We start from the raw sequence: 14,607 nt of genomic DNA on the forward strand, positions 1-14,607 counted from the left end.
ACAAGTCTAAAATATTCTGTTTCGTTTTCTGTGTCTAAGACAAGCCTGGCTTTAATACAACACTATCACTTTTGTGTCGGCTATTGTTCTAAACGCAGTTATTCTATTGGCAATAGTAAGCTTTTTACTACTTTCTATTACGTGTTGCCAGAAAGCATATGATGAACTTTAAAGTACAAGTATATCAGGCTGCTGTGGTGCTGTTGTGTTTAGGTGGGATGCAGCCTCAGCAAGCACAGGCCCAACAAAAAAAGCAAGTGAGCACGGCTCCGGTTTATGTAGATAAGCAGGGTGTGATGCGATGGGAAAAGGACAATAAAGAGGCTAATTTCTTTGGCGTCAACTATACCGTCCCCTTCGCCTATGGCTACCGTTCTCATAAAGCGCTGGGTGTAGAACTTGAAAGCGCAATAGATCAGGATGTTTACCACATGGCCAGGCTTGGGTTTGACGCTTTCCGGGTGCACGTTTGGGACACAGAAATTTCCGATTCAACGGGTAACTTACTGGATAATGAGCACTTACGTTTGTTTGATTACCTGATCTACAAGCTAAAGCAGCGTAATATCAAAGTACTGGTTACGCCTATTGCCTTCTGGGGGAATGGCTATCCGGAGCCGGATGAGAAGACACAGGGTTTTTCAAGTGTTTACAACAAACAGCAAGCCGTTACCGAAGAAAAGGCATTCAAGGCACAGGAGCGTTATTTGAATCAGTTTTTTCAGCACGTTAACCCTTATACAAAGCTTACCTACCAGAACGACCCAAATATAATTGCTGCAGAGATCAATAACGAGCCAAAGCACTCCGGGCCAAAAGCAAGAGCCACAGAGTATGTTAACCGTATGGTAGCAGCAGTACGGGGTGCCGGCTGGACAAAGCCACTTTTTTACAATATCAGTGAATCACCTACATATGCCGATGCCGTGGCCAAGTCAAATATTGACGGGGTCAGCTTTCAATGGTATCCTACGGGGCTCGTTGCCAACCATACGCTAAAAGGCAACTACCTCCCTAACGTAGACACCTATCACATACCGTTCGATACCATACCAGCATATGCTAACAAAGCCAGGATGGTGTATGAGTTTGATGCAGGTGATGTCCTGCAGTCGGTGATGTACCCTGCCATGGCACGGAGTTTCAGAGAAGCCGGCTTTCAGTGGGCCACCCAGTTTGCCTATGACCCTATGGCAACAGCTTATGCCAATACGGAATATCAGACGCACTACCTCAATCTGGCTTATACACCTGGCAAAGCCCTGAGTGCATTGATCGCTTCCAAAGCTTTTCATAAACTTCCAAGGCTAAAGAGTTATGCCACGTATCCGGCTGACAGCGTTTTTGACGCTTTCCGGGTAAGCTATAAGCAGAATTTAAGTGAAATGAATACGGCAGAAGAGTTTTACTACTCCAATTCTACAGGCTCCAGGCCTGTTAATGCTGCCAAACTTCGTCATATTGCTGGCGTAGGAACTTCTCCAGTAGTTACTTACCAGGGGCAAGGTGCATACTTCCTTGATAAACTGGAGAATGGCGTGTGGCGACTGGAAGTAATGCCGGATGCCATACAGATCAGAGACCCCTTTGCCAAGGCCTCTCCCGATAAAGAAGTTACCCGCATTCAGTGGGCGCAGCAACCGATGCAAATCAGTTTGCCAGACATGGGCAACGACTTTACTTTGGTGGGTTTAAATACGGGGAATGACTTAAAAAAGGGAGCGAAGGAAGGAGCTTTTAAGGTAACACCAGGTGCATACTTGCTGGTAAAAAAAGGTAAGAAAGCGGACCGTTGGTCAGGTGACAAGAAAATTGGTGTGCTAAGGCTAAATGAATTTGTAGCTCCAAAACCTGTTAACGCTATACCTTTTGTAACCCACGAACCTTATCCGGAGGTAACACCGGGTAAACCATTTGAAATCAAAGCTAATATTGTGGGTATAGATTCTGCGGCAAAAGTTATACTAGCTATAAACAATCTATCAGGTGTGTATAAAACTGTGCCCCTAAATATGGTTGAGCCTTATACATACACGGCTACAGTGCCAGCAGAGCTTGCCACACCCGGGGTCATAAATTATCGTATTATCGTTGAGCAGCCCGAGAAGAAATTCTATACTTTCCCGGGCAGGTTTTCGGGAAATCCGTGGGCATGGGATTATTACCACACCGATGCCTGGGCCACCAATGTTGCCGGGCAGGAGGGCGCCCTGGAATTGTTCGACGCCGGTAAAGACAGAAATATTTACGTTTATCCAAATCTATGGAGAAGCAATGAGCGCCAGCTGATTGCAGCAAAAGAGCCAAACCAGCTTATACTCCGGTTATCGGCAAATGAGTTGCCCGAAGAGGGTGTTATGGGTTTTCAGACTTATATTGCAGATAAGCTAAAGGGAAGAACTACAGAAATACCTGGCTTTACAAAGATTGTACTCAGGGCGCGAAGTGCTATCCCGAAACCTATAAAAGTGAGAGTTGCCCTGATCTCCGACGATGCCACAGCATACGTTGCGTATGTTACAGTAGGTCAAAACCTAAAGGATATTGAGATACCTTTAAGTAGTTTAAAGCCGGAAAAACATGTGTTGTTGCCACGACCTTACCCAGGCTTTCATCCATTCTGGTTTGCCCCTGATAAGCCCGAACCATTTAAGTTAAATCAAGCCGAAAAACTGGAGGTATTAACTGGTAAAGGTATTAACCAAGGTGAACAAGGCGCATCCTATAGTCTCGACGTTGAGTCTGTACAGCTACAGAGATAATACGCTGTTACGGATTAGTATAAATTATACTTTAAAACATGCGGAATACACACCAAAAACATAAAACGATAAAAGCTCTTAAAACCCGGCTTCGTTCTCATCTGCCTATTTTATTTATAGCGCTTGTAGGAATAGCTTCGGGATGCAACAGGCAAACAACGCCGCCTGAAACATCAAAAGGTATAGCGGTGAGCACGGTAAGGAGCTTTAACGATGGTTGGGAATTTGCACGTGATATTGATACTACAATTGCTGTTGAAAGACTTTCAGCGAAAAATGAGCGTGAGGTAAAATGGGAGCAGGTATCGCTGCCACACACAGCCCGCCTGGAACCTGTCGAAAAAGTAGAGCAACAGTGGCAGGGTGACGCTTTTTACAGAAAGGTCTTCACTGTTCCGGCTTCTGATAAAGGAAAACATATTGCCTTAAAGTTTGAAGCGGCTATGCAAGTGGCGGATGTTTTCTTAAACGGCAAACACATTTTCAAACATAAAGGTGGTTACCTGCCTTTTTATGTTAACCTATCCGAGGATGTACAGTTTGGGGAAGAGAATGTGCTGCTCGTTAAACTGGATAACCGGGATAACCCACAGGTTGTACCCGGCAAACCTCTGGCCGATCTGGATTTTAATTACTACAGTGGTATTTATCGGGATGTATACTTCATTACAAAAGATAAATTGCACATCTCAGACCCAATTGCAGCCGACAGAGTTGCAGGAGGCGGTATTTTATTGCATTACGATACTGTAAGTGCAGCTTCTGCAGTACTTACAGTACAGACAGAAGTCAAAAATGAGCATCAACAAGCCAGAACGGCACAGCTAAAAACAACTTTAAAGGATAAATCGGGGAAAGTTGTTGCTGAAGCACTTTCAGAGCCAATGCAGGTTAGCAATGGTGCTTATACTACATTCAATCAGCGCCTGAATATTCCCTCTCCCGTATTATGGTCCCCTGACAATCCATACTTGTATGAACTATCGGTGGTGCTCGTCCAGAATGGTCAGGAGACAGATGTGCAGACCCTTAGTACCGGTGTTCGTAATTTCCGTTTTACCCCAGGGGCCTTTTACCTGAATGGTGAAAAGTTGTTTTTGCGTGGTACCAACCGCCACCAGGAGTATCCGTTGGTGGGCTACGCGATGTCCGACAATGCCAACTACCGTGATGCCTGGAAAATAAAGCAGGCCGGCTTCAATTTTGTGCGTTTCTCACATTACCCACAGTCGCCGGCCTTTTTGGCTGCCTGCGATGAATTAGGTATTATGGTAATGGACGCGATACCAGGCTGGCAGTTCTTCGGTGACGAAGCCTTTCAGCAACATGCACTGCAAAATGTGCGTGAGATGGTGCGCCGCGACAGGAACCACCCTTCGGTTATCATCTGGGAGGCTTCACTGAATGAGTCCGGTATGTCGAAAGAGTTTATGGAAAAAGCGCATAATGCCGTGCACGAAGAGTTGCCTTTTAAACAGGTTTATACATGTGGCTGGATAGATGAGGTATACGATGTATTTGTTCCGGCACGGCAGCATGGTAAAGCCCCGGATTACTGGAATAAATACACAAAGCAGAAGCCCCTTTTTATTGCGGAATATGGCGACTGGGAATATTATGCCCAGAATGCCGGTTTCAATCAGAAGGAATATGCTGACTTGCAAGAAGAGGAGCGTACCTCGAGGCAATTGCGCGGATTTGGTCAGAAGAGGTTATTACAGCAGGCACTGAATTACCAGGAAGCACACAATAGCAACCTTCAGGGGCCAGCTGTAGGAGATGCCAACTGGCTTATGTTTGATTACAAACGTGGGTATGCCGATGATATTGAAGCATCAGGTATCATGGACATCATGCGATTACCGAAATTTGCTTTCTACTTTTACCAAAGCCAGGCAGGCCCCCAGGTAGGGGAGCAGGTGCAGTTTGGGAAACCGATGATCTTTATAGCCAACTACTGGAATGACCCTGCAGTAAAAACAGTACGGGTGTTCAGCAACACTGAGGAAGTAGAACTACTGCTGAACGGAAAGGTGATAGCCAGGCAGAAACCCGATCAAAACAAGTATTCTACAAAACTAAAGCATCCACCTTTTACTTTCGAAGTACCGGAGTTTGAACCGGGAACGCTCACAGCAGTAGGATACCTGGATGGGAAAAAAATAATTGAAGCTTCCCAGCGTACACCTCAGGAGGCAGCTAAACTGAGCTTAGATGTAGATATAAGCGGGAAAAAGGCAACTGCCGGAGTAAACGATGTAGTGTTTGTTTATGCATATGTCCAGGACCAGCAGGGAACCACGGTGCCGGGAGCTACACATAAGGTTACTTTTGATGTGCAGGGTGATGCCGAAATAATTGCGACCCACACCGTAAGTGCAGAGGCCGGGATTGCAGCAATACTCTTAAAAATAGGGAAATCTGCAGGCAACGTAACAGTAGAAGCACGAGCAGCAGGACTACAGTCTGCAACAACTACCCTGAATACAGTAGCCGCTAAGTAGCATGCGCAAAAAAACAGGAAACTTAAGCAAAGGCTAGCCTGGTATCTGATAATTTTAGATTGAACCATCCAAAGCTGGCAACTTAAAGGCACGGCTGACTTTTTAATACAGATGATATGCGTGACGCAATTCGAGAGAGATTTATAGAATTATTTAGCACTGAACCCTATTTTTTCAGGTCTCCGGGGAGAGTCAATTTAATAGGCGAACACACGGATTATAACAATGGGTTTGTATTGCCAGCGGCCATTAATAAAGAGATACTATTTGCTGTAGGGCCAAACGATACAGACACTATACGTTTGTTTTCTTATGATATGCAGGAACAGGCAACTTTCGACCTGGCACGTATTGCGCCATCAGACATTAGTTGGGCAAATTACCTGCTGGGGGTCGTTGCGCAGTTTCAGCAATCGGATTACCAGGTGAAAGGATTTGATCTGGTTTTTGGTGGCAATGTACCCATAGGAGCAGGCTTATCTTCTTCTGCTGCTGTTGAGTGCGGACTGGCCTTTGCGCTGAATCATATCTTTGGCTTTGGACTGGATAGATTTGCCCTTGCTAAAGTGGCACAAAAGGCGGAGCATGAATTTGCTGGTGTACGCTGTGGTATCATGGATCAGTTTGCAAGCCTTTTTGGTAAAAAAGAACACGTAATTAAACTGGATTGCCGCTCACTGGACTATAGCTATTACCACTTTGAGATGAGCAATAACTGCATTGTACTCTGTGATACACAAGTTAAACACTCGCTTGCATCGTCAGAGTATAATACCCGCCGGCAGGAGTGCGAAACCGGGGTAGCACTGCTTCACAAACATTACCCTGACGTATCGAGTCTGCGGGATGTGACAGTAGACATGCTGGAGAAGCACCGTCAAGAATTTGATCCTGTTGTTTTCAAGCGATGCATTTATATTGTGCAGGAGAATAGCAGGGTAGAAGCAGCTTGCCGGGCACTTGAGCAAGAGGACCTGGTTTTGTTCGGAGAAAAAATGTTCGAGTCGCATGAGGGCCTGCAACATAACTACGAAGTGAGTTGTACTGAACTTGATTTTCTGGTGGATCAGGCAAAGGAGCATACTGCTGTTTTAGGAGCCCGCATGATGGGAGGCGGTTTTGGAGGATGTACCATCAACATTGTACGCATTGCGGCAATCGATGAATTTATTACTGCCATGAGTAAAGCATATGAACAGCAGTTTAAGATTCCTTTGAAAACTTATATTGCTGAGATAGTGGATGGCAGCAGTATGTTGTCCTGATTGATCTTTAAAACCTATTATGGATTTGCCAACCCAATAAAACTGGTTTCAATATTTCTGATTTATGGAAGCATTTAATTTAGCAGATGATCCGCACCGCCGTTATAATCCCTTAACCGGTGAGTGGGTACTTGTTTCGCCACACCGTGCAAAGCGTCCCTGGCAAGGTCAGGAAGAGGAAGTATGTGAAGACAACAGACTGGAATATGACCCTGCCTGCTACTTGTGCCCAACCAACGTTCGGGCCAATGGAGCACAAAATCCTGATTATAAATCCACTTTTGTTTTCCAGAATGACTTTGGGGCATTAAAAGCCGATACTCCGGAAGGCAGTTATGCGCTTGGCGGTCTGCTTCGGGCGGAAAGTGAGCGCGGCATTAGCAAAGTTATCTGCTTTTCGCCCCGCCACGACCTTACCCTGGCTGATATGGATGTTGCAGATATCCGGAAAGTGGTAGACGTATGGCAAGCAGAGTATGAAGAATTGGGGAAGCTGGATTACATCAATTATGTTCAGATCTTCGAGAACAAGGGAGCCATAATGGGCTGTAGCAACCCACACCCACACGGCCAGATATGGGCACAAAGTTCTATCCCCAATGAACCTGCTAAAGAAACAGTGCATCAGGAAAGTTATTTCAGTCAGCACAATAGTAGCCTTTTATCTGATTACCTAACCCTGGAGGCTAAAGAGAATAAGCGGATTGTTTTTGAAAATGATCATTTTGCTGTAATTGTGCCTTTCTGGGCTGTCTGGCCATTTGAGACAATCATTATCAGTAAGCGGCATTACCAGCATATTGGTCAGATGACCTCAGATGAGAAGCATGGTTTCGCAGCCACCATTAAAAAGGTCACAGCTATTTACGACAAGATATTCAACACTTCGTTCCCGTATTCGGCTGGCATACATCAGCAGCCCACAGATGGCAAAGAGTATCCTGGCTGGCATTTTCACATGCATTTTTTCCCTCCATTGTTACGCTCCGCAAGTGTGAAGAAATTTATGGTAGGCTATGAGATGCTTGGGAGCCCACAGCGCGATATAACCCCAGAAACAAGCGCAGATCGTTTAAAAAGCCTTCTTCAATGAATTGTTTGCCGTAATTTTTTAGATAGTAATTATAAAATATTTATATTTAGGAATGTTTCTGTTTACAGAGACTGGAATAGCAATCAATCTAAACCACTATCTTAATATTACATGAATCTCTCAGCACTGGATTTTGTCATTTTTATAGGCTACTGTGTCCTGATCATCGTGATCGGTATCCTGGTTTCAAGAGAAAAGAAGGGGCACACTAAAAACTCAACTGACTACTTCCTGGCCAGTAAGGCATTACCATGGTGGGCAATCGGAGCATCATTAATTGCTTCTAACATCTCTGCTGAACAGTTTATTGGTATGTCCGGTTCTGGTTTTGCTATCGGTCTGGGTATTGCCAGCTATGAGTTTATGGCTGCCATAACATTACTTCTTGTAGCTAAGTATTTCCTGCCGATCTACATCAAGGAAGGTATATTCACGATGCCGCAGTTTCTGAAACTGCGTTACGATGATCGTATCCGTACCAGCCTGGCTATCTTCTGGATCATGCTGTACATTTTTGTTAACCTGACGACGGTGTTATACTTATCAGCACTTGCTTTGAGTGTGGTACTTGATATCAGCACTATTCAGGCCATGATCGGTCTTGCAGCCGTTGCCGTTGCGTACTCTATATATGGTGGTTTAAAAGCAGTAGCCTGGACAGACGTTGTACAAGTAATCTTCCTTGTTTTAGGAGGTATGATCACAACTGTTTTGGCCCTTGACGCAGTAAGTGGCGGTAATGGAGCAATTGCTGGATTTTCACAACTGCTGGAGCAGGTACCACAGAAGTTTGACATGATCCTGGATGAATCAAATCCATTTTATAAAGACTTACCCGGCATGACTGTTTTGTTCGGCGGTATGTGGATTGCCAACATCAGTTACTGGGGCTTTAACCAGTACATCATTCAGCGTGCATTGGCTGCAAAAAGTGTGAAAGAAGTACAGTGGGGCCTTTCATTCGCTGCCTTCCTAAAGCTTCTTATTCCGTTGGTTGTTGTGCTTCCTGGTATAGCTGCCTTCGCTTTAGATGCCAACATTAGTCGCTATGACGAAGCTTATCCCTGGTTGTTGAGTAACATTGTACCAACAGGTATAAAAGGTCTGGCTTTCGCAGCACTGATTGCCGCAGCTCTTTCATCACTAAGTTCAATGATGAACTCTACCGCAACCATATTCACTTTAGATATTTACAAGGCACACCTGAAGCCGGATGCAAATGAAAAGCAGCTGGTAACAGTGGGTCGACTGGTTAGTTTAGTAGCTATCATCATTGCCTGCATCGTAGCAGAGCCTTTGTTGGGTGGCGAGGAGCAGATCTTCCAGTTTATACAGAAATACACCGGTTATGTGAGCCCAGGTATTATGGTGCTGTTTGTATTTGGCCTTTTCTGGAAAAAGACTACTTCAAATGCTGCACTTGCGACTGCCATTGCTTCAGTTCCTTTTAGTATTATCGTTGACCTGGTTTTCCCGGCAATGCCTTTCCTGGATCAGATGGGGGTTGTATTTTTACTATTAACCACCCTTATAATTGTTTATTCTTTATTCGAAAACAAGGTAAAAGGAACAGTACCAGAGAACTATGTCAGAATTGAAAAGCATCTCTTCAAAACTGATACAATCTTTAATGTAGCGGCTATGTTTATAGTTTTGGTAACTGCTGCTATTTATATTATCTTCTGGTAGAGGCACTAATTCAAAGACTATTTTGATATTCTTCAGATAAATGAAGGCAGCAGCTGCCAACTTAGTAACATAGGTTGGCAGCTGCTGCCTTCATTTATTTTGGCGTATAAGCATTACCTTTTTACTATAAACAACGTAAAACAAGTGCTTCGACTGTGAGAAAGCATCATTCTAAAACTTATGATCATCATAAGAAAACACAGGGTGTCAATTTTAGACAAACTACAAGCATAAGAAAACAGATTGATATACTTGTTTTTCCTAATATTTTTTGCGCAATTAGCGTATATGCGTGCCTAATAAGGGGGTTAAGTAAGTAGCCACTGTTTTTATAAATGCACTAAATATTGAGTTCATGAGGCAGAGGAGCCCATTTGATATATAAGTGTCAATGCTTTACAATATTCAGTGCAAAATTGATCGATTTTTTAAAACAAACAGACTATAAATTGGTATTTATTGAACGGGTATATAACATATCCTTTATAGAGTTTCACAGCGATTAGACACCTGGCGCTCCTGCTTTAAGCAGTGCAAATCAAATGCTTTCTCAGTATACAAACATGTATTATCACACACACTCACTCAAATAATATGCAAAAAAAGTCTATCAAACGGATTAGCTTCGGCTTAACCATGGCCTTATGCTGCCTGTATGTATCAGGCAATGCACATGCCAGTAATGGTGACGAAAATCTGGTTGTTTTGAAAACAACATCAGAGTTTTCGGCACCATTAGCAAGACGACAAGCTGTAACATTAACAGGAAAGGTTGTTAATGAAAACGGAGAAGGTTTACCCGGTGTAACAGTTGTTTTGAAGGGAACTAGTACTGGTACTTCAACTGATGTAAATGGTAACTTCTCTTTAAGTGTGCCAAGAGCAGGAGGTTCACTTGTTTTTTCTTTTATAGGGTATACTACACAGGAAGTGGCTATTGGTAGCCGCACCAGCTTTAACGTTTCTTTACTACCTGATGCAAAAGCACTACAGGAAGTAGTTGTGGTAGGTTACGGTACACAGAAGAAGAGCGACGTAACAGGATCTGTTGCTACTGTTTCTTCAGATGATTTCGTGAAAGGACAGGTTACAACACCAGAGCAACTTATTCAAGGCAAAGTGGCGGGTGTGCAGATTACCTCTAATGGTGGTGCGCCTGGTTCCGGAAGTACAATACGAATAAGAGGTGGAGCTTCGCTTAACGCCAGCAACGATCCTTTGATCGTAATTGATGGTGTTCCGGTTGCCAACACAGGGGTGGCAGGAATGGCAAATCCATTGAGCTTCATTAACCCGGATGATATAGCATCTTTCAGTATTTTGAAAGATGCTTCCGCTACCGCCATTTATGGTTCAAGAGCATCAAACGGTGTAATAATCATTACAACTAAAAAAGGAAAAGCCGGCGCAAAATTTGGTTTAAATTTTACAACAAAGCACTCTGTTTCTACAGTGCCTAATAAAATTGATGTTTTATCAGGGGATGAGTTCAGAACGTTAGTTACTGAAAAAGGTACACCTACTCAGCAGGGTCTTTTAGGAGACCAGAGCACTGACTGGCAAGACCTTATTTATAAAAACGCTTACACAGCTGACTATAACCTGAGCTTGAGCGGAGCTTATAAGTTTTTACCATACCGTGTTTCTTTAGGTTACCTCAACCAGGATGGTGTACTTAAGACATCAAACTTTGAAAGAAAATCTTTAGGTATAAGCCTGAGTCCAACCTTCCTGGACGATCACCTTTCGGTAAATGCAAACTTTAAGGGTGCAAAGACCAATAGTGTTTTCGCAAACGAAGGAGCAATTGGTTCTGCAATTATTTTTGATCCAACGCAGCCTGTTTACACAAATACTGACAAGTATGGTGGGTATTTCCAGTGGGAGAATAATGGGGCTTTCAACACAGTAGCGCCTGTTAACCCGATCAGCATGCTCAACCAGATCGATAACCAGGGAGAGGCTAACCGGTACATCGCTAACGTGCAGTTGGATTACAAATTACATTTCCTTCCGGAGTTACGCGCTAACCTAAACGTTGCAACTGACAGATCGGATAGCGAAGGAAGAACTATCACCAGCGCTGATTATGCTGCCAATACCTATGGGGTTGAAACGGTATCACGCTATGCACAGAACAAAGAAAATAACCTGTTAGACTTTTATCTGAACTATCAGAAAGAATTTGGTGGTGCACATCGCGTTGATGCAACAGCTGGTTATTCTTATCAGCAATTTATTGATAAGGCGCCTGATTTTGCTTTCCAAGATAGTGAAGGCAATACGATTGGCACAGCTCCTGATTTCATTCCTGTTTATAACGAGCTTAGGTTAAAGTCTTACTTCGGTAGACTGAACTATACGTTAATGGATCGTTACATTTTAACTGGTACTGTTCGTTACGACGGTTCTTCCAGATGGGCTTCAGATAACAAGTGGGGTACTTTCCCGGCTCTTGCTTTTGCCTGGAGAATCAGCGAAGAAAGCTTCCTGAAGGATGTAAGCGTACTAACAGATCTTAAACTACGCTTAGGTTATGGTGTAACAGGTCAGCAGGATATCGGACAGGATAACTTATTCCCATACCTGCCACGCTATACTATAGGTGATAACACTGCCCAATACCAATTTGGAAATCAGTTTATTCCTACATTCCGTGCTGAAGGTTATGATACAGGTATCAAATGGGAAGAAACTGCCACCTACAATGCTGGTTTAGATTTCGGATTTGTAAACAACAGAATTACAGGTAGCTTAGATTATTTCTTTAAAGATTCTAAAGACCTGCTTGCTGTAATTAACGTTCCTGCGGGCTCTAACTTAACAAACAGGTTATATACAAACGTAGGTAACCTGGAAACGAAAGGTCTGGAAGCTGCTATTAATGTTGTGGCTGTAAGTACTGAAAAACTGTATTGGAACATTGGCCTGAACGGTACGCTGCTTGACCAGGAAATTACAAGTTTGAGTAAAGTTGACAATACTGATTTTGAAGGATATGATGTTGGCGGATTCAATGGTGGTGTTGGTAATACTATTCAGAAATTTAAAGTTGGATATGCCCCTTATGCTTTCTTTGTTTACAAGCAAGTATATGGCGCTGATGGTAAGCCAGTGGAAGGCCTTTATGCTGACTTGAATGGTGACGGGGTGATTACAACAGCTGATAAGTACTTATACAAAAAGCCAGCACCTACCTTTAACATGGGCTTTAACACACAGCTTACTTATGGTAAGTGGGACCTGAACATGGTAGCTCGTGCCAACTTTAATAACTACGTGTATAATAACGTGTACTCCAACCTGGGTGCCAGACAGTCTTACTCTTTTTCAGGATATCTGAACAACGTATCAAGCAATGTTCTGGAGACTGATTTTGATAAGTACCAGTACTGGTCAGATTATTATATTGAGAACGCTTCGTTCTTCCGCATGGATAACATTACAGTAGGTTACACTTTTGGTAAGATACTGAATGATAAAGTTGGGCTTAGAGCCACAGCCAATGTGCAGAATGTGTTCACAATAACTGATTATAACGGTATTGACCCTGAGCATTCTTCAGGTATAGATTACTCTCTGTACCCACGCCCAAGAATCTACACTGTAGGGTTAAACGTCAACTTATAATTTTAAATTTAAACACATGAATACTAGATTCATAAGAAATATAGCCATTGCAGGTGTACTTACAGTTACTTCGGTAGCCTGTGATCAGAGCCTGGACATCACACCAAAGTATGATGTGGTTTCGGCTAAAGTTTACCAGGACTTCGCAAACTATAAGCCTATTCTGGCAAAACTATATGCCGGTTATGCAGTAACTGGTCAGCAGGGACCTGCCGGCCGTCCGGATATTGGAGGTATTGACGAAGGTTTCTCTAACTACCTGCGTCAGTATTGGCAAGCACAGGAGCTTACAACCGATGAAGCTGTTATAGGCTGGAACGATGGTAACCTCCGGGACCTGCATGATATGGACTGGAATCCTTCGAATGAGTTCTTACGAGCTCTTTACGATCGTATTTTCTACCAGGTATCGCTTACTAATGAATTCATCCGCGAAACCACTGACGAAAAGCTAAGCGAACGTGGCATAACAGGAGCTAATCTGGAAGAGGCGAAAAACTTTCGTGCAGAAGCCCGTTTCCTGAGAGCCCTTAGCTACTGGCATGCACTTGACCTTTATGGCAATGTACCATTTGTAACTGAAAACGATAAAGTTGGCTTCTTCCTGCCAGAGCAGATTGAGCGTACTGATCTGTTTAGCTACATTGAGTCTGAGTTGAAGGCAATTGAAAGTGAGTTAGTTGATGCACGCCAAAATGAGTTTGGCCGTGCTGATAAAGCAGCTGCCTGGTCACTTCTTACTAAGCTGTATCTGAACGCAGAGGTGTACACAGGTCAGCCAAAGTATACGGAAGCAATAACATATGCTAAAAAAGTTATTGATGCTGGCTACTCACTGACTCCTGATTATGATAACCTGTTCCTGGCTGACAATGATAAGTCGAACGAAATCATTTTTGCGATCAGATTCGATGGTTTAAGAACTACGACCTGGGGTGGTATGACCTACCTGGTGCATGCTCCTGTTGGCGGAAGTATGAACAAAGATGATTTTGGGATCAATGGCGGATGGGGTGGTCTTAGAACCACAAAAGCTTTTGTGAACAAGTTCAGCGATATTAGCGGTAATACCGACGATCGCGCAAACTTCTATACTGCAGGTCAGGAGTTGGAAATCAACGACCTGTTTACCTTTACAGATGGATACGCGATTGCAAAATGGAAAAATGTGACATCTACCGGCCAAAAAGGTTCTGACCCTTCAGGCAATCATCCGGATACAGACTTCCCGATGTTCCGACTTGCAGATATTTACCTGATGTATGCCGAAGCGGTACTACGTGGTGGTACTGGCGGTGACATGGCGACGGCTCTGCAATACGTAAATAACGTGCGCAACAGAGCGTTTCTTGCCCCAGCAAGCGGTACAATAACTCAGAGCCAGCTTAACTTAGACTTTATACTTGCAGAACGTGCAAGGGAGCTTTATTGGGAAGCACACCGTAGAACGGACCTTATCCGATTTAAAAGATTCACAACAGATAACTATATCTGGCCTTGGAAAGGCGGCGTGAAAGAAGGAAAAGCTGTAGAGCCATTCCGCACGCTGTTCCCTTTGCCGTCTACCGATCTGACAGCGAATCCTAATCTGGTTCAAAATCCTGGTTATTAATTAAATGAAGATACTTACGGAAAGGAGGTAATTCTTTTCCGTAAGTACCTCT

The 14,607-nt window shown here is 43.6% G+C and carries 7 protein-coding genes; all 7 read left to right on the forward strand.

Annotation, left to right across the window (positions count from 1 at the left end; genetic code table 11):
* The first annotated feature begins 158 nt into the window (after window positions 1–158).
* The 7 genes from ACSX1A_RS05175 (at window position 159) to ACSX1A_RS05205 (ending at window position 14,555) form a co-directional block, all read left to right on the forward strand.
* Window positions 159–2,762 carry a cellulase family glycosylhydrolase gene (locus ACSX1A_RS05175; protein WP_439882555.1) on the forward strand — a complete coding sequence of 868 codons (2,604 nt, stop codon included), beginning with the start codon at window positions 159–161 and terminating at the stop codon, window positions 2,760–2,762.
* A 38-nt stretch (window positions 2,763–2,800) separates the two neighbouring features.
* On the forward strand, window positions 2,801–5,266 hold the full coding sequence (locus tag ACSX1A_RS05180; protein ID WP_439882556.1) for a glycoside hydrolase family 2 protein: 2,466 nt from the start codon (window positions 2,801–2,803) through the stop codon (window positions 5,264–5,266).
* 116 nt (window positions 5,267–5,382) lie between these two features.
* A complete protein-coding gene (locus tag ACSX1A_RS05185; RefSeq protein ID WP_439882557.1) occupies window positions 5,383–6,531 on the forward strand; it encodes a galactokinase in 1,149 nt (382 codons plus the stop codon).
* A 64-nt stretch (window positions 6,532–6,595) separates the two neighbouring features.
* The gene (locus ACSX1A_RS05190; RefSeq protein WP_439882558.1) at window positions 6,596–7,624 is read left to right on the forward strand and encodes a UDP-glucose--hexose-1-phosphate uridylyltransferase; all 1,029 of its coding nucleotides are present in this window, start codon (window positions 6,596–6,598) and stop codon (window positions 7,622–7,624) included.
* A gap of 111 nt (window positions 7,625–7,735) precedes the next feature.
* Window positions 7,736–9,313 (forward strand): sodium/sugar symporter, encoded by a 1,578-nt coding sequence (locus tag ACSX1A_RS05195; protein WP_439882559.1) that lies wholly within the window; start codon window positions 7,736–7,738, stop codon window positions 9,311–9,313.
* 594 nt (window positions 9,314–9,907) lie between these two features.
* Window positions 9,908–12,943 carry a SusC/RagA family TonB-linked outer membrane protein gene (locus ACSX1A_RS05200; protein WP_439882560.1) on the forward strand — a complete coding sequence of 1,012 codons (3,036 nt, stop codon included), beginning with the start codon at window positions 9,908–9,910 and terminating at the stop codon, window positions 12,941–12,943.
* Window positions 12,944–12,959: 16 nt separating this feature from the next.
* Window positions 12,960–14,555 carry a RagB/SusD family nutrient uptake outer membrane protein gene (locus ACSX1A_RS05205; RefSeq protein ID WP_439882561.1) on the forward strand — a complete coding sequence of 532 codons (1,596 nt, stop codon included), beginning with the start codon at window positions 12,960–12,962 and terminating at the stop codon, window positions 14,553–14,555.
* The last annotated feature ends 52 nt before the right edge of the window (window positions 14,556–14,607 follow it).

The sequence above is a fragment of the Pontibacter sp. MBLB2868 genome (genome assembly GCF_051904785.1).
GTDB lineage: Bacteria > Bacteroidota > Bacteroidia > Cytophagales > Hymenobacteraceae > Pontibacter.

Coding starts and splice junctions, on each gene's coding strand:
- ACSX1A_RS05175 (WP_439882555.1), top strand. CDS start 159: ATGATGAACTTTAAAGTACAAGTATATCAGGCTGCTGTGGTGCTGTTG.
- ACSX1A_RS05180 (WP_439882556.1), top strand. CDS start 2,801: ATGCGGAATACACACCAAAAACATAAAACGATAAAAGCTCTTAAAACC.
- ACSX1A_RS05185 (WP_439882557.1), top strand. CDS start 5,383: ATGCGTGACGCAATTCGAGAGAGATTTATAGAATTATTTAGCACTGAA.
- ACSX1A_RS05190 (WP_439882558.1), top strand. CDS start 6,596: ATGGAAGCATTTAATTTAGCAGATGATCCGCACCGCCGTTATAATCCC.
- ACSX1A_RS05195 (WP_439882559.1), top strand. CDS start 7,736: ATGAATCTCTCAGCACTGGATTTTGTCATTTTTATAGGCTACTGTGTC.
- ACSX1A_RS05200 (WP_439882560.1), top strand. CDS start 9,908: ATGCAAAAAAAGTCTATCAAACGGATTAGCTTCGGCTTAACCATGGCC.
- ACSX1A_RS05205 (WP_439882561.1), top strand. CDS start 12,960: ATGAATACTAGATTCATAAGAAATATAGCCATTGCAGGTGTACTTACA.